At 37.7% G+C, this 16,864-nt stretch carries 12 protein-coding genes; 1 reads left to right on the top strand and 11 read right to left on the bottom strand.

All coding sequences use genetic code 11. From position 1 onward, the window contains the following. Positions 1–108: 108 nt before the first annotated feature. The 11 genes from ACSBFT_RS08720 to miaB form a co-directional block, all read right to left on the bottom strand. Positions 109–1,458 (bottom strand): neutral/alkaline non-lysosomal ceramidase N-terminal domain-containing protein, encoded by a 1,350-nt coding sequence (locus tag ACSBFT_RS08720; protein ID WP_489604305.1) that lies wholly within the window; start codon positions 1,456–1,458, stop codon positions 109–111. Positions 1,459–1,621: 163 nt separating this feature from the next. Continuing rightward, positions 1,622–4,252, bottom strand: coding sequence for a T9SS type A sorting domain-containing protein (locus ACSBFT_RS08715; RefSeq protein WP_489604304.1), 2,631 nt, complete (start codon positions 4,250–4,252; stop codon positions 1,622–1,624). A gap of 32 nt (positions 4,253–4,284) precedes the next feature. Further along, positions 4,285–5,916, bottom strand: a complete 1,632-nt coding sequence (gene pyrG, locus ACSBFT_RS08710) for a CTP synthase (protein ID WP_489604303.1) — start codon at positions 5,914–5,916, stop codon at positions 4,285–4,287. A 217-nt stretch (positions 5,917–6,133) separates the two neighbouring features. Next, the gene (locus ACSBFT_RS08705) at positions 6,134–6,970 is read right to left on the bottom strand and encodes a hypothetical protein (protein ID WP_463047491.1); all 837 of its coding nucleotides are present in this window, start codon (positions 6,968–6,970) and stop codon (positions 6,134–6,136) included. Between the two features lie 106 nt (positions 6,971–7,076). Beyond that, positions 7,077–8,708, bottom strand: coding sequence for a chaperonin GroEL (gene groL / locus ACSBFT_RS08700; RefSeq protein ID WP_463047490.1), 1,632 nt, complete (start codon positions 8,706–8,708; stop codon positions 7,077–7,079). 80 nt (positions 8,709–8,788) lie between these two features. Continuing rightward, the gene (locus ACSBFT_RS08695) at positions 8,789–9,064 is read right to left on the bottom strand and encodes a co-chaperone GroES (protein WP_463047489.1); all 276 of its coding nucleotides are present in this window, start codon (positions 9,062–9,064) and stop codon (positions 8,789–8,791) included. A 243-nt stretch (positions 9,065–9,307) separates the two neighbouring features. After that, a complete protein-coding gene (gene secG / locus ACSBFT_RS08690; protein ID WP_463047488.1) occupies positions 9,308–9,664 on the bottom strand; it encodes a preprotein translocase subunit SecG in 357 nt (118 codons plus the stop codon). A 101-nt stretch (positions 9,665–9,765) separates the two neighbouring features. After that, positions 9,766–10,101, bottom strand: a complete 336-nt coding sequence (locus tag ACSBFT_RS08685; RefSeq protein ID WP_489604302.1) for a hypothetical protein — start codon at positions 10,099–10,101, stop codon at positions 9,766–9,768. Further along, on the bottom strand, positions 10,095–10,646 hold the full coding sequence (gene lptE, locus ACSBFT_RS08680) for an LPS assembly lipoprotein LptE (protein WP_489604301.1): 552 nt from the start codon (positions 10,644–10,646) through the stop codon (positions 10,095–10,097). The genes ACSBFT_RS08685 and lptE overlap by 7 nt, the downstream gene beginning before the upstream one ends. Next, the gene (locus tag ACSBFT_RS08675) at positions 10,636–11,946 is read right to left on the bottom strand and encodes a sigma 54-interacting transcriptional regulator (RefSeq protein WP_489604300.1); all 1,311 of its coding nucleotides are present in this window, start codon (positions 11,944–11,946) and stop codon (positions 10,636–10,638) included. The genes lptE and ACSBFT_RS08675 overlap by 11 nt, the downstream gene beginning before the upstream one ends. Before the next feature lie 3 nt (positions 11,947–11,949). Continuing rightward, positions 11,950–13,389, bottom strand: a complete 1,440-nt coding sequence (gene miaB, locus ACSBFT_RS08670; RefSeq protein ID WP_489604299.1) for a tRNA (N6-isopentenyl adenosine(37)-C2)-methylthiotransferase MiaB — start codon at positions 13,387–13,389, stop codon at positions 11,950–11,952. A 217-nt stretch (positions 13,390–13,606) separates the two neighbouring features. On the opposite strand from miaB, the gene ACSBFT_RS08665 reads away from it, so the two are divergent. Next, positions 13,607–16,864, top strand: coding sequence for a SusC/RagA family TonB-linked outer membrane protein (locus ACSBFT_RS08665; protein WP_489604298.1), 3,258 nt, complete (start codon positions 13,607–13,609; stop codon positions 16,862–16,864).

Here is a 16,864-nt window from a genome sequence, read left to right as displayed (position 1 = left end):
GAAGTGAACTAATTTGTGTAACCCTCAGCTTGCCGATGGGAAGCAATTTAGCTACGGTCCCGATAAAATCGGGAGATTTTCTAATGAATAAAGCGGTTTAAAGCTTTCTTAGTTAAGAGAAAGCTTGTCTATAATATCTGTGACCACTTCAGAGAAATAATCTCCATTATAAGGCCCAAACCAACTCATGGTGAAGGTTTCGTAAGTTTCTGTATCAAAATGCTCGTCGGCCGTTATATAGCCAGCATAGGTGCCATTAAAGCTTGTTATGATTAGGTTGAGACCTTTTGATTGGGCATACAAATCTAGGTTTTCCATCAGTTCTCCAGAAAAATCGCATGGCAATCCTACTAAAAGATTATCGCCTATTTTCAAAACTTTCACAAAGGAAGGTGCGTCGCCAAAAAGCCATTTAAAAACCCATGGTCTTAGTGCATAATTATCAGAAATACGAGGAGATGGTTTTCTTAAAGGTAAATCTAATTGAAAAGATAAAATGTCAGGATTTAAAGACAAAGATTCAAATTCGTTTTCCGAGTTAAGCTCAAATAGAACACCCCTCGCTTGATTATTTAATTCGTCAAAATCGTCCAATCCTTTTTCTATGGGTGCCATACTTCCTACTGCACCTGCCATATACATGGCAAAATCGGCCTCTCCTTTTTCTAAGGAATCCACCAATACACCAGGATAATCTCTAGAAAGCTGAAGGGTAGCGGCATTAAGGACCGTGGAATGGGCAGCGTAAGTGGTTAAAATGGCTTGTTTATTATTTGTGGTTTTGAATCTTAAGGTTCTAATAAAAGGTTCTATTTTTCCTCCTTCTATAATTCTATTTTTGATGTCTTTTTCGTCTAAGTCTTTTTCGAAGCTAACTTCCGCTACGGTCAAATTGTCTGACGCCAGTTGAATGGATTTTAGAATACCATCACTTATTGAATTCTCTATGGCCTCATCATATTTTCCGGCAAATAAAGTTCCCACCAGCGTATTATACCAAGCTCCTATGCTGTTATGGCTATGAATGGCTCCAAAATAAATATGGTCAAAATCTATGTTTAACTCACTTAGTCCAGATTTAACTTTTTGGCTTACGGTAGGTGGGAGGATGAGTAAATCGGCAGATATAATGGCGGTTCTGATGTTGTTTTTCTCTAAAAGTATGGTTCTAACAAAAACAGAATCGTGAACGGCTTCATAAGCGGCTCCTCTTCTTTTTCCATATCCAGCTAGTGGAATTGGATTTTGAGGTGTAATGTTAACTTTTGCCCAGCCTACTTTAAGAGAATCAGTGGCCTTTTCGGAGGAAAGTACCAAGTTATTGATATTGCTTTTCCAGGCGGAATAATAATCCATGTCCTGATAAGGTGTTCTGTCAATTTTGGTTACCAAACAGATTACTAGAAACAGTAAAACTGTAAAGATACCAGCTAGGATTTTTAATATTACTTTAAGCATTTTCAATATCTTTCTAAGGGGTTAAGACATATTATGATTTACAACTTTTCTGTCAATTCACCTATTGAACGCCATTGGATGTTCAGATGATGGATGAATTACTTTAGATAAAGCTATATAATCTTTAATGAAGATAATAGGTTTTGCTTGTCATGTCTAGTTATCAATATGACCTTTTTATGATCTTTCTTGTTCTTACACGCTGTCCTGAAACCACTCTAATGATATAGCTTCCCTCACTAAGATTACTGATATCTATATCACTTACTTTTTCAGAAACTAAGCTGGACTTAAGAATCTCGCCCATTAGATTGTAGATTTTATAATCTGTTTTTGAAGAAGGTGTTTCTCTCAGTTCTAGTCTAATTTTATCAACTCCGGGATTAGGATAAACAGAAAGACCGTCTGTTTTACTTTCTTCATTCCCCAATACTAAAACATTGACGTCTGCCTCTCCAAAAGTTTCTCCAGATCCACATGGGTTGGTTACCGTGGTAAGCGAATAGCTGGTGTTTTCGGTTGGAGATACTTTCCAAGTAAATGGTGATTTAACTAACAAAAAGGTTTCACCAGAGGATGTTGTTAAATTCCACGGTGCAGAACCTGTCAACGCCACGTTTAAATCTGTTTTTTTACCAATTTCTATGGTTTCACCGCCGCTTAATGTTGCCGTAGGCGAGGCGTTGGTTCTTTTTACTACTTTGGTTTCGGAAAATCCAGAGCAGCCTTCTTTTTCCATCCAAACCTTATAGCTGCCAAGTTTATCAGCATAAATTTCAAATTCGGTAGACGTCGCATTAAGGCTGTCGTTAATCCACTGATAGCTGTCTGCTATACCTATAGCAGAAATAACCACCAAACCTCCTGCAGGGCATATAGAAAGCGTGTCTATCGATGGTGTAAGCTTCCTATTGAGTTCTAATAATTGAACCGAACTTTGTGGCGTATTTACAGTGCAAGTTTTATGATAAATATCAACACTGTATTTTCCAGATTTACTAATCGTTTGACTAGACTTCGTGCCTAAAGCAGCATTGTCTAAAAACCATTGATAGCTAACGTCATTGCTTAAAAGCAAGTCGCCGCCTATTTTCTGAGTCCTAATATTTTTATCACCAATTTGAACAAGTAATTCGTTCAAGTTAGCTGCACATAGAGCTTTTTCTGGCTTTTGTATTTTACCATTAAAGGACTTTAGACTTACTTTTAGGGGTGTGGATTCATAAACACAAGAACTATCCAGAGCAACACTTAGACTATATGTCCCACTTGATTTGGCATAAAGAGCCTTTTGGTTGCCATTTGATATGGATTGTCCGTCTTTCTTCCATAAAAATTGAACACTAGGGCTATCTAAACCAGTAAGATTTAAATTTTGTGCGATTAAAGTAGAGTCTGAGCAGCTTTGTATTTCATCTATACCCGCATAAAGCTGAAAAGGAACGGATGAATTGGAGATAGTCACATTTAGGGTGTCGGAGTATACAGTACAGTTATCAGAGCCATAGCGACCTTCTACATGGTATTTGCCCGTCTCTTTTATTTTTAGATAATCGAATAGAAACGGAACATCAGAAAGAAATTGCCCTCCTTTGTAGAGTTTGAAACTATATGCACTTTGGCTAATAACATTATTTTTTGAATTGATAATAAGCTCAACCGTCTTACCAGCACAAGAACTTGTACCAGATAAGCCTTTTAGGTCAAAGCCCCTCATACCTTTTGCTGTCTTTAAAATCAAAGGTTCTGAAAGAACTTCGCAACTGCCTTGTTTTAATAGATATCTGTAAATTCCAGCTTCTTTGACGTATATATTCTGGTCTGAATTCTGTTTTGCTAATTTGACACCGTCTTTAAGCCAAGTTATTGACATATTACTGGCAGACTGATAGTCTGATATGCTTAGGCCGGCACTGGTGCCTTCGCAAATGGTAACAGCACTATTGGTGGAGACTATAGGTTGAGTAATTATTTTACCCGGTTTGAGGTTTCCTGTTTTAACAGAGAATTTATCAGAAAGACTGGTACATTCTCCTTGACTTAATCTCAGTTGGTAGCTTCCAGATTTTGTTGCAAGGTAAGTACGCGTGTTGGCTGTAGAAATTTCTTCGCCATTGTAAAGCCACTGATAACTAAGGTCGGCTATTACTGGGATGCTCGCATCCAAAGGTACCGAAAAACCTTCACAGACTTCCGGAGGTTGTTTTGAACTTAAAACGGCTTTTCTGATGCTTCCAATTTCTACATTGGCGGTACCACCGACGGAATAAATACAAGCACCTCTTTTTACTTTGGCTTTATATGTGCCCGTTTCATTGGCTTGATAAATATTTTGTTTCGCTCCATCGATTTCTGCATTATTTTTTGTCCAGAAAATTTCATCACCGCTGGCTAAGCCTGTATAGATTTCTATTGGATTGGTATAACCATTACAGATAGCTTCTGAACTGTATTTTAAGAATAATCCTGTAAAAGGATCTACGCTCATACTTACTTTTGCAGAAGAGACTTTTGAAATGGAAGATGCTATGAATATTTCAGTCGAGAAAGTAGGAGAAATAGCTATGGAGTCTGATTTAGAACGAGCCATTTCCACTTTTAAACCTTGAAAATCTAACCTATATAGAATGAAATCTTCTCCAATAAACTGTCCTGTAGTGTCAAATTGTATATACGTTTTTTGACCATTACAGAGTGGAGACTTTAGATTTTTAATGGTAATAGTTTGAGAAAAGAGCTGAGAATTAGTGAAGACCGTAATAATGAGTAGTAAAAAGGAATATTTTATTTTCATAATTGGGCTCCACTAATTTACAAAATATCGAGTTATTCTTTGTTTGAAGAAAACGCCATCGCCGCCTTAACAAACGATATGAATAAGGGGTGCGGTTCCAATGCAGTACTCTTAAGTTCTGGATGAAACTGAACGCCAATAAAAAACGGATGTGTAGGAAGCTCTATAATTTCCACCAAGTTATTCTCAACATTCAAGCCAGAAAGTACTAAACCACTGTTTTCAAAATCTTTTATATATTGATTGTTGAATTCCCATCGGTGTCTGTGTCTTTCGGCGATTTTCTTTTTGCCATAAACGTTATACGCTAAGGTATTTTTTACGAGTTCGCAGTTATATGCTCCAAGTCTCATAGTACCTCCTTTATTTTCTACATCTTTTTGGTCTCTCATGAGATGTATGACAGGGTGCTTGGTATCAGGATTCATTTCTGTAGAGTGGGCGTCTGACCAGCCCAGTACGTTTCTGGCATATTCTATAACAGCCATTTGCATACCTAGGCATATTCCGAAAAAAGGAATATTGTTTTCTCTTACATATTTTACGGCAGCTATTTTTCCTTCAATGCCTCTTTCTCCAAATCCAGGAGCCACCAAAACACCATCTAAACCACCAAGTTTCTCCTTGATATTATCAAGCGTAAAGCTTTCTGAGTGTATCCACTCAATCTTTACTTTGCACTCATTTTCTGCTCCAGCATGAATAAAAGATTCAACAATAGATTTGTAAGCGTCAGGAAGCTCCACATATTTTCCTATTAAGCCAATGGTAACTTCGGCAGTAGGGTTTTTTAAACGACCAAGAAACTTCTTCCAATCGTTCATATTGGCGTCTTTGTCGTTATAAATATCTAGCATATAAAGTACCCTTTGGTCTAGCTTCTCTTTTTCCATCATAAGTGGTACATCGTAAATAGTGCCAGCATCTTTGGCTTCTATAACAGACTGCACCTGAACATTACAGAAAAGGGCAATTTTTCTTCTGATATCCATTGGAAGTGAATGCTCCGTTCTACAAACAAGAATATCGGGTTGTAAACCAGCCTCCTGAAGTTTCTTTACAGAGTGCTGCGTAGGTTTTGTTTTTAGTTCACCTGCAGACTTAAGATAAGGAATTAGCGTCAAATGTATGGTGAGCATATTATGCTCTCCTAAGTCCCACTTTAGTTGACGTACGGCCTCAATAAATGGTAAAGATTCAATATCACCAACGCAGCCGCCAATCTCAGTGATGATAATGTCGTATTTACCTTCTTCACCTAAATTGAGAATGTTTCTCTTGATTTCATCTGTAATATGCGGAATTACTTGAACAGTTTTACCTAAGAAATCTCCTTTTCGTTCTCTGCTGAGTACGTTATTGTAGATTCTACCGGTAGTAACATTGTTTATTTGAGAAGTTCTGACATTCAGAAATCTTTCATAGTGCCCTAAATCTAGATCTGTTTCTGCCCCGTCGTCCGTTACATAGCATTCGCCGTGTTCATAAGGATTTAAGGTTCCTGGATCAATATTTAAATAAGGATCTAATTTCTGAATGGTCACAGAAAGGCCTCTTGCTTGAAGCAGTTTTGCTAGCGACGACGCTATGATTCCCTTACCTAGTGATGAAGTGACACCTCCTGTAACGAAGATGTATTTTGGTGTTTTTTTCTGCCCGCTCATTGAAATTTGGTAAATTCCTAATTATGATTACGGGATACAAAAGTAGTGTTTTTTGTTTGAACGGGCTTTAAATATTTCGGGAATTTCTATTTTAATTCTTCTTAAATTTAACTGAGACTATTTTATTTTCAAATTAGGAGTGTTGAAATGCTAAGGGTCAATGTGCTACTTCAAAAATAGATTTATTCATTTCCGCGTTCTATTTAAAAGAAATTTTTTATTCACACTTATAGGTAAATGCCTCTGTACTTTGTTTTAGTCTACCTTGAAAGTTTTTGGCAATATCTGTTGAAGTTGGATAACCGCTGGTATTATACGCATATTCCATAGAGAGCTCAGTAACGCCATTGTCATTTGTAATGGTGGCGGAAGTAACATTGTTTTTATTTACGAAATAAGTATAATTTGCGTCACCTTGTAAAAGTGAGTATACCATAAAGTAGGATAAAATTTGTCCAAGTCTTTGGTCTAAAAATGGGGCTTTTTTAGTGTCAAAAGTATGATTTTCTAGAAGTACTTCGTCTTCAAAACCTGTTTTTCTTAATACTCTGGTAACGTTATCATTTGCATTATACTCTAATCTAACATTGGCTGGTTTCGAGAAGATGGGCAGATTTAGGGATAGATCCGTAAGTCTACTTTTGCCGTCATATGTCAAGGTGGTGGCATAATCGAATGGGCCTCTAGCATCTGATCCTTTGAAATTTATTTTAGATAAATTTCCTTTAGTATCAAAAGTAAATAGGATTTGAGATTTTGGGTCATTGCTTAGCTGAGCCCCTGTGAGAAGGTTTCCTGTATACAGAAATCGGTCAAAACTAGGTAAGTTTCCAGTAATGGTAATCGGCTTGTCTCCATCATATTCTACGCTAAAAGACAAACCATCAGATCTTGTGAGGTTTTGTACTTTACAGGTTTTGCCTAAGATAGTCTCTCCAATGTTTTCTTTAAGAGGTTTGATATCTAGATCAATTACTTTGTTGCAGCCTACTAATAAAATAAGCAGCAAAAATACCGTTGGTTTATACATCGTAAACAAGTGTACCTTTTTCATCAAAAGAATCTGTGCAAATATTGTGCTAAAGTATTACAGTATAATAAAAAAGGAGATTGCCCATTACAGACAATCTCCTTTTTGTAAATACAGGGTGAAGAATGAATTACATCATTCCGCCCATTCCACCACCTGGGTGACCATGGCCCATATCACCTTTCTCTTCAGGGATATCAGAAACTACAGCTTCCGTAGTTAATAACATGCCAGAAATAGAAGCAGCGTTCTCAAGAGCCAAACGAGTTACTTTCGTAGGGTCAATGATACCAGCTTTAATTAAATCTTCGTATATGTCTTCACGTGCATTGTAACCATAAGCTCCTTTGCCTTTTTTAACTTCCATAACCACTACAGAACCTTCTCCACCACAGTTGGCAACGATAGTTCTCAATGGAGACTCAATAGCTTGTCTGATGATAGCGATACCCGTTTTTTCATCGGCATTAGAACCTTCAAGGCCTTCTAGGGCTGCTTGAGCTCTAATAAGGGCAACTCCACCACCGGCTACTATACCTTCTTCTACTGCAGCACGAGTAGCATGAAGAGCATCGTCAACTCTGTCTTTCTTTTCTTTCATTTCTACCTCAGTAGCTGCACCAATATATATGATAGCAACACCACCAGATAATTTAGCTAAACGCTCTTGAAGTTTTTCTCTATCATAGTCAGAAGTAGTTGTTTCAATCTGAGCTTTGATCTGATTTACTCTTCCAGAAATAGCCGCTTTATCACCGCTTCCATTAACAATAGTTGTATTGTCTTTGTCCACTATGATTTTTTCTGCTTGACCTAATAAAGTAATGTCAGCATTTTCTAATTTAAATCCTCTTTCTTCAGAGATTACAGTTCCGCCAGTTAAAACAGCGATGTCTTCTAACATAGCTTTTCTTCTGTCACCAAAACCTGGAGCCTTAACAGCACAGATTTTCAATGAACCACGGATTTTGTTTACCACTAAAGTAGCAAGAGCCTCTCCGTCTACATCTTCAGCAATGATCATCAAAGGACGACCAGTCTGAGCTACAGCTTCAAGAACAGGAAGAAGTTCTTTCATAGAAGAAACTTTCTTCTCAGAAATTAAGATGAATGGGTTTTCCATTTCAGCATCCATTTTCTCTGCATTAGTTACAAAGTATGGAGAAAGGTAACCTCTGTCAAACTGCATACCTTCCACTGTTTTAACTTCAGTTTCAGTACCACGAGCTTCTTCTACCGTAATAACACCTTCTTTTCCTACTTTATCCATGGCATCAGAAATCATTTGACCGATTTCGAAATCATTGTTTGCAGAAATAGAAGCTACCTGCGTAACCTCTTTAGAAGTAGAGATGGTATTTGACTGCTCTCTTAGGTTAGCTACTACAGCAGTAACCGCTTTGTCAATACCTCTTTTAAGATCCATTGGGTTTGCACCAGCTGCTACGTTTTTAGCACCAATAGTGTAAATAGCTTGAGCCAAAACAGTGGCAGTAGTAGTACCATCACCAGCTTGGTCTGCAGTTTTAGAAGCAACTTCTTTAACCAACTGTGCTCCCATGTTTTCAATAACATCTCTAAGCTCAATTTCTTTGGCTACTGTTACACCATCTTTAGTGATAGCAGGAGAACCAAACTTCTTATCGATAATTACGTTTCTTCCTTTAGGGCCTAGAGTTACTTTGACAGCATTGGCAAGGGTGTCAATTCCTTTTTTCATTCTATCTCTAGCTTCGGTATCGAAGTGAATTTGTTTTGCCATGATTTCTTTTAAATTTTATATTTTCAATAATTTATTTTCCCAACAGTATGCTGTTGGGCTCGAGCAAACTCGATAATTAATTAAACAATTGCGAAAATGTCTGATTCACGCATGATTAAATACTCTTTACCTTCTACACTCAACTCAGTGCCAGAGTATTTTCCGTAAAGTACATTGTCACCAACTTTTACAGTAACTGGTTCATCTTTTTTTCCTGGGCCTACAGCCACTACCACTCCTTTTTGAGGTTTTTCTTTTGCAGTATCTGGTATAATGATTCCGAAGGCTGTTTTTTCTTCAGCTGGAGAAGCTTCTACCAATACTCTGTCCGCTAAGGGTTTCACGTTTACTGACATAGTTTTTATTAAGTTTTAAATTATTTTTTCGGTTATTAATATATGAGCAGATGAACAAACTATCTGCCAAAGGGTGACAAAGGTGTATAATCCTGACAATTTTTCAGGTTGGCTTGTTTCTTTTCAGACAAGCGGCAGATATCCGAAGTTTTAAGGCCGGATAGATTCGGTTAAACTGTCAGTTTGACCAAAAAAAAGAGCCTAAGAAATTTCTCAGGCTCTTCTTTATAAATGCTATTTGTCTTATTCTGCAGGTACTTCAATCGGAGCGGTCAAACCTGGAGAAGGAGTAGTGCTAGGAAGTGCAGGTGCAGCAGGAGCGGATTGGCTACTTTCTACATCTAAAGCACTATTCACAGTTGTAGTTTGGTCATTTTGTAAATACAAACCAGTGAATAATGAACCTAAAACAATGAATGTAAAAAATCCCCACGTTAACTTTTCTAAGATATCGCCGGTTTTCTGAACACCAAACATTTGAGAAGTGGCTCCACCGCCAAATTCACTTGATAGTCCACCACCTTTTGGGTTTTGAACTAAAATTACCACTATCAGCAATAAAGCTGCAATGACCATTAATATTAAGATTGTACTTATCATGAAATCAAAATTATTTTTCTCGAGTTTCTAAAGAGGGTGCAAAATAAATACTTTTTTCTTAAAGTAACAGTATTCCTATGCTATAACTTATTTGAAACGTACTAATATGGTGAAAGAACTGGCTGAAACTGCTTCATGAATTGACTTATTCTTTCAGAAGTAGTGTTTTTATTGACAGGATTAGCTTCTAATCTTTTATTTATTTTAGGAGTAGGCTCGTAAAAGACCTTCTTCCTTTTCCAAATATTTCTTTCTTCTTCAAAGTTTGGACCGCTGGCACCAAATTTCTCTCCAACCAACACAAACGCCTTTCTTAAAAGATCAAAGTCAGGCAATTCGTCTAGGTGTTTTGCCAACCACTCAAAATCTGCAGGACTAGCCTTTTGAGGCTCGTTAGAGAGGTTAATAAGCCGATATATATCTTTACTATCTACCATTGAGCTGCAGTGTCATTAAAAATATTAAGAACTAACTGTTCCAAAATTTTGGGCACTAATCGGGCTTCTACATCACTTAAGGATTGCTCCTGTGGGAAATCCTGATAAAAGGAAAATTCCTTTTCAAAACTCTCGTCTTCTGCCTGCGTATTTTGAAAAGTGACCTCTATACCTATCGTCAGGCGATTGGTAGCAGCTTTATCCGTAGCACTGGTAGCTACTGGTGTCATCTCATATTTAATTATGGAACCCGCCAAAAATAGATCGCCCTCGTTTGGGATAAGTTTTAAATTGGTGTTCCTCTGGTAATACTCCTTTAAGGCTTCATTAAAATCAATTGCCAAGTTTTGCGGCCCACCAGCTGAGGCAACGCCAAAATTTTGAATGGTAATGGTCTTCAAATCTGCCGATAACGATGTGCCAGTAAAAGAATATATATTACAGCTTTGCATTAAAATGATCAGTGGCAGAAAGAAAAAGGCAATATTTAGTTTCATAGGCTTCACTAATGGCACTTTATGTTTTTTAATCAATCTATTTTTCATCCTCAATGTCGTACTGCTTAATTTTTCGATACAACGTTCTTTCTGAAATGCCTAAATCCATTGCCGCATATTTTCTTTTGAAATTATTTTTACGCAGTGCCTTTAAAATCATCTCGTTTTCGTTTCTCTCTAAAGAAAGAGACTCCTCCTCGGTTTCATGAGTGATGTCTTCCACATTATCACGTTTTCCTTGAAGATTGTCAATAGTTACTACGGTTTTATCGTCTTCTTTAGTATATAAAGGGTAAGGACTTTCATCTTCTTCCTCTTGGTTTGAAGGCGTATAATTGCTTACAGATTCATGTAGCTCTTGAAAAAGTCTTGGGTTTTCATTGACAAAGTCTTCTCCTACATGCCCACCTTTAAGCATTCCTAATACCAGTTTCTTTAGCTCAGTGACGTCTTTTCTCATATCGAAAAGCACTTTGTAAAGAATTTCTCTTTCCGAAATATCGTTTCCTCCCACATCACCAAACTGACGAATAAGGGCAGGCAAGCCACTGGATTGGTTTCTAGGCAAATACTTTTCTAAAGCCTCTGCATTGATAATTCTAGCAGGCTCTAAAAGTGTAATTTGCTCTGCAATATTTTTTAATTGTCTGATATTTCCAGGAAACCTAAAAGACGTCAATATTTTCCTAGCTGCTTCAGTGAGTTCTACAGGCTCAATACGATTTTTTTCTGAAAAATCTGAGGTGAATTTTATAAACAGGAGCTCCATGTCAAAGCCTCTATCACGTAAAGGCGGAACGGAAATAGGTACAGTATTTAGCCTGTAGTATAAATCTTCTCTAAACCTTCCTCTTTCTACGGCCTCAAAAAGATTGACATTGGTGGCAGCTACCACTCTTACATTTGTCTTTTTTACCTTTGAAGAACCTACTTGAATATATTCACCATTTTCTAATACTCGGAGTAGCCTAGATTGAGTTCCTATTGGCATCTCTCCAATCTCATCTAAGAATATAGTACCCATATCGGTAGTTTCAAAATAGCCTTTTCTGTCATCTAAAGCACCAGTAAATGCTCCTTTGGTATGGCCAAAAAGCTCAGAATCGATGGTTCCTTCTGGAATGGCTCCACAGTTTATGGCAATAAAAGGTCCGTGTTTTCTTGGACTAAGGCCATGAATAATTTTAGAAAAGGATTCTTTTCCACTGCCACTTTCTCCACTAATTAGCACCGTAAGGTCTGTGGGAGCCACTTGTATCGCTATGCTTAAGGCATGGTTCAATGGTGCGGCATTCCCAATAATACCGAATCTATTTTTGACGGCTTGTATTTCTGGGCTGTTTGTCATTCTTTATACCAGTTCTTCTGTTACTACTTCTCCCTTTAAGGTGGCAGAAGTACATTCCGTGATTTTAACCATCACATAATCTCCTTTGACGTGCGAATCTTTAGGGATAATCACCATCTTATTGTCATCGGTTCTACCCTGTAAGAAGTCATCAGAACGCTTGCTGAAACCCTCAATAAGTACTTTTTTGACTTTACCGATAGATAATTCATTTCTTTCTAAAGCATGACCACGCTGTTTTTGGATCACTTCGTCTAATCTTCTCTTTTTAGTTGCTAGGTCTATGTCGTCTTCAAACTTCTTGGCAGCTGGAGTTCCTGGCCTTTCAGAATAGTAAAACATATAACCGTAGTCATACTTTACATAGTCCATTAAACTGAGTGTTTCTTGATGGTCTTCTTCTGTTTCTGTACAGAATCCCGTTATCATGTCATGTGATATACCGCATTCTTCGCCCAAAATATCCCTGATGCTGTCTATTCTATTGATATACCAGGATCTGTCATAAGTTCTATTCATTAATTCTAGAATTCTAGAACTTCCACTTTGTGCAGGCAGATGAATGTAATTACAGATATTGTCGTATTTCTTGATGGTATGAAGCACTTCGTCTGTTATATCCTTCGGGTGGGAAGTAGAAAATCGCACTCTAAGGTCTGGATTTATATCCGCTACTTTAGCTAGTAATTGAGCAAAGTTCGTTTCTATTTCGCCCTCCTCGTTTTTCCACTTAAAAGAATCTACGTTTTGCCCCAGTAGGGTGACTTCTTTATAGCCTTTTGAGAAAAGATCAATGGCCTCGTTAATAATAGTTTGTGGTTCACGGCTCCTTTCTCTACCTCTAGTATAAGGTACCACACAAAAGCTGCACATGTTGTCACAACCACGCATAATAGAAATATAGGCTGTAACACCGTTAGTGCCCAATCTTACAGGAGTAATATCTGCGTAAGTTTCTTCTCTAGAAAGAAAAACATTTACGGCTTTCTGACCTGATTCTACCTCATTGATAAGATTTGGTAAATCTCTGTAGGCATCGGGGCCTACTACCATGTCCACAATCTTCTCTTCTTCCAGAAGTTGTGTTTTTAGTCTTTCTGCCATGCAGCCTAAAACACCCACTTTTACATCTTTTCTGCCTTTGTTTCTGGCGTTTATAAGAGCTAGTCTTTTTCTGACTTTCTGCTCTGCATGGTCTCTAATAGAGCACGTATTGAGCAAAATCAGATTGGCCTCATACTCTTTAGAAGTGGTGGTATATCCTGCATCTCGTAGAATTGATGTCACAATTTCGCTATCTGCAAAATTCATTTGACAGCCATAACTTTCTATATATAGTTTTTTAGTGCTTGTTTTGTTCTCATCCACCGAAATTCTAGCTTCATCTAAGCTAGCTTTTTCTTCTTCTGATAGCACTTTCATTTTACCTTTTAAATCCTCCATTTATTTTTCTTTTCCAAATTCGGATACAAAGATACGAATGGCTGACAGAATGTCAGGCTTTGCAACCTAAATAATGTTTGAAAGGTTTATCATGTGGTTAACCGTAAAATATCGCGTCTTATGCATTTAAAGGCTATAGTTTTAAAAATTTAATCCTTTGTTACAGCTTTTTATTTTTCGCCTACGTACTTTTAAGGACTATTATCTACTATAAAATATGAACTATAAACTTTTACTAACTTTTCTAATACTACCATTTTACCAGGTCTTTAGTCAGAATCAGATTTCTGGAGAGGTAATAGCTGAAAGTGACGACTTTGGCCTTCCTGGTGTAACCGTTCAGATAAAGGGCACCCAAATAGGTACTCAAACAAATGCTGATGGGAAATATCAAATCAAAGCAAAAAAAGGACAGATATTAGTTTATTCATTCATTGGAATGGAAAAAAAGGAAGTTTTAATAGAGAATCAGTCTGTTATAGATGTGACTTTGAATGAATTGCCCAATCAGCTGAATGAAGTTGTTGTTTTAACGGCTTTAGGTTTAGAGCGAAAAAAAGATGATGATTTAAGTTCTTCTACGCTTGTAGATGCGGAAGCGGTCAAACGCTCTGGAGAATCGGGTGTTATTCAGGGCTTATCTGGTAAAACTTCGGGTTTAACTATTGTAAGAAACTCAGGAGACCCAGGAGCAGGAGCATATATTCAAATAAGAGGTCAGAATACCATATCTGGAAGTTCGTCTCCATTGATAATTTTAGATGGCGTCCCTATTTCGAATAGTAGCAGCGGTGGTGGTGTAGATGGTGTGGTAGGTCAGTCAAGATTAAATGATATTAATCCAGATGATATCGCCAATATTACGGTTTTAAAAGGAGCAGCAGCTGCTGCTGTTTGGGGAACAGGGGCTGCCAATGGTGTGATTGTGATCCAAACCAAAAGAGGAAACCCAAGAGGGAAGAAGGTGAGTGTGGAAGTGGGTAATATGGTCAGCTTTGATGTTGTCAATAGGGAGTTTGAAAAACAAGATAAGTTTGGGCAAGGTAATCCTCTTATACATGAAACCGGCCGAGCTAGAGATGCCTATACCTATATATGGAACCCTACTTCAAGTTTATCTTGGGGAGATAGAATAAGAGATAGGATAGGAGGTGAAGATGATGTTAGGTTGGGGAATAAGCGTTTTGAGTCTGCTACAGGGAATGTCTATTATCCTATTTTGACTAAAAACTCCAATAACACATATCTTCAAGAAAATAGAGACCAAGTTTTTCAAACGGGCTTTACCTGGAATAAATCTGTTAGTGTTAATATTAATTCTAACCTAGGGTCTACTTTTATGAGTTTTTCTAACTGGGATCAGAAAGGGATTTTAAAGGCAAATTCTGATTACAGTAGAACGACCGCAAGACTTAATAATGAGACTAAGCTTACTGAAAGAATAAAAATAAGGGTCAATTCAAGTGTGACACAGTCTACCTCAAATAGGATTCAGCAAGGTTCTAACCTGAATGGATTTTATTTAGGATATTTAAGAACACCAGCCGATTTTGACAATAGAGATTACATAGGAACATTTTATAATAGTGAAGGTACGGCTACTCAAAATGCCCAAAGGTCTTTTATTGGTAGAGATAGAAACTTAGGTTATTTAGGCGAAGAGGCTCCTTTTTATCCAAATCCTGGCTGGGTTATAAACCAGCAAGAGAATCCAAGTGAACTGCATCGTTTTCTTTTTAATCCTGAATTAAATTGGAATATCACTAAAGGAATAAACTTTACCGCCAGATATGGTTTTGATTATTATAATCAATCCAGAGATTCTTGGTTTCCAGTAAACTCTTCGGGAGATGTTTTTCAAGGTTCTTTTGGCCGCAGCGAAACCACAGAAAGAAATACATCTGTCAATGCTTTTTTAAGTGGAACTCACATGCTAAAACCTGAGCTTAACTTTTCTTGGATTTCTGGTATTCAATTTGACGATGGCTTTTATACCAGCTTTGGAGCTAATTCTACCATTTTTACCAATCCTTTCGTGGGTGACCTAAGAACATTTGGTAACGCAGAAGCTGCCAACGAAACTCCAGGTTTAACAAGGTTACGTCAGCGAAAGTCTGGTGCTTATGCTGTTTTAAATTCAGATTATAAAAATCAGTTCTTTTTTGAATTGACAGGGAGGTACGAGTTACCATCTACACTTACCTCTCCTGTGTTTTATCCTAGTGCCTCTTTAGGTTGGGTTTTTACCGAAATGTTTAAAAATAGGTTCGTGACCTTTGGTAAGGTGAGAGCATCTTATGGAGAAGTGGGTATTGAACCTATTTCTTATGCTTCGCAAACTGTTTATTCCGCTTTTGACAGGGGCACGTCTTGGGGAGATGCTCTTTCGGCCAGCGTTTACGGTAATCCATTTGGTAGAAGTTCTAATTCCGGAAATCCAGATTTAAAGCCAGAGCGAGTTAGAGAGTATGAAGTTGGTACAGATTTAAGGTTTTTCAATGATAAAATATCTCTTGGAGTAACTTATTATGATAGAAGAACGGACCAAGCACTTCTAGCGGTAGACTTAGCTCCTTCCACTGGGTTTTCAAGTGTTTGGGATAACGCAGCCGTAATCACAAACAAAGGTTTAGAAATAGACATGGGTTTTAGAGTTGTGAAATTCAAAGACATAAATTGGAGAATCGACGCCAACTTCTCTCAAAACAAAAACATGGTGGAATCTTTAAGCGGGGTGAAGTCTGTGACGCTGAATGGTTTTACGGGTACTTCATCTAGAGTGGTAGAAGGAGAGCCTTTTGCAGCATTATGGGGTGGTAAATGGGCCAGAGACGACAACGGCTATATTGTTCTGAATTCTAATGGTTTTCCAGAAGTAGCTACAGAGGAAGGGGTGATAGGAGACCCAAATGCAAAATGGAAGGGAGGTCTAGGTTCTAATATTACTTGGAAAGGTTTATCGTTTTCTTTTCAGTTTGAAACCTTTCAGGGAAATGATATTTGGGCAGGTACAGAAAGTATCTTAAAGTACTTTGGAGTTCATCCAGAAACAGCCAACGAGTTTATTACTGACAGCCAAATGCGTACGGTAGATGGTAGAATAGTGGCCGCTGGAACTTTGGTAAGAGGAAACGTAATGGACTTTGGCTCTGGTAACGTCTTATTAGATTCGGAATGGTATACAGGCGTAGGTGGAGGTTTTGGGACGGTGTCTGAGCAGTTTATAGTGGATGGTAGCTGGACTAAACTAAGAGAGGTCAGTATGGCTTACGACTTACCACAAAATTTGATTAACAAAGCCAAGTTTACCAGAGCTACTTTGACAGTTTCGGGTAGAAACTTATTTATTTGGTCACCACTTAAATATGTGGATCCAGAAGTAAACCTTACAGGAAGTTCAAAAGGAAGAGGATTAGAGTATTTTACAAACCCTGGAACGGGTTCGTACATTGTATCATTGAAATTAGGAATTTAA

The sequence above is a fragment of the Arcticibacterium sp. SM2516 genome (genome assembly GCF_057914865.1).
This window is presented reverse-complemented; position numbering and strand designations above follow the sequence as displayed.

Excerpts from the sequence above, each read along its gene's own strand:
- ACSBFT_RS08720 (WP_489604305.1), bottom strand. The coding sequence starts at position 1,458 with ATGCTTAAAGTAATATTAAAAATCCTAGCTGGTATCTTTACAGTTTTA.
- ACSBFT_RS08715 (WP_489604304.1), bottom strand. The coding sequence starts at position 4,252 with ATGAAAATAAAATATTCCTTTTTACTACTCATTATTACGGTCTTCACT.
- secG (WP_463047488.1), bottom strand. The coding sequence starts at position 9,664 with ATGATAAGTACAATCTTAATATTAATGGTCATTGCAGCTTTATTGCTG.
- groL (WP_463047490.1), bottom strand. The coding sequence starts at position 8,708 with ATGGCAAAACAAATTCACTTCGATACCGAAGCTAGAGATAGAATGAAA.
- ACSBFT_RS08705 (WP_463047491.1), bottom strand. The coding sequence starts at position 6,970 with ATGAAAAAGGTACACTTGTTTACGATGTATAAACCAACGGTATTTTTG.
- ACSBFT_RS08695 (WP_463047489.1), bottom strand. The coding sequence starts at position 9,064 with ATGTCAGTAAACGTGAAACCCTTAGCGGACAGAGTATTGGTAGAAGCT.
- lptE (WP_489604301.1), bottom strand. The coding sequence starts at position 10,646 with ATGAAAAATAGATTGATTAAAAAACATAAAGTGCCATTAGTGAAGCCT.
- pyrG (WP_489604303.1), bottom strand. The coding sequence starts at position 5,916 with ATGAGCGGGCAGAAAAAAACACCAAAATACATCTTCGTTACAGGAGGT.
- miaB (WP_489604299.1), bottom strand. The coding sequence starts at position 13,389 with ATGGAGGATTTAAAAGGTAAAATGAAAGTGCTATCAGAAGAAGAAAAA.
- ACSBFT_RS08665 (WP_489604298.1), top strand. The coding sequence starts at position 13,607 with ATGAACTATAAACTTTTACTAACTTTTCTAATACTACCATTTTACCAG.
- ACSBFT_RS08675 (WP_489604300.1), bottom strand. The coding sequence starts at position 11,946 with ATGACAAACAGCCCAGAAATACAAGCCGTCAAAAATAGATTCGGTATT.
- ACSBFT_RS08685 (WP_489604302.1), bottom strand. The coding sequence starts at position 10,101 with ATGGTAGATAGTAAAGATATATATCGGCTTATTAACCTCTCTAACGAG.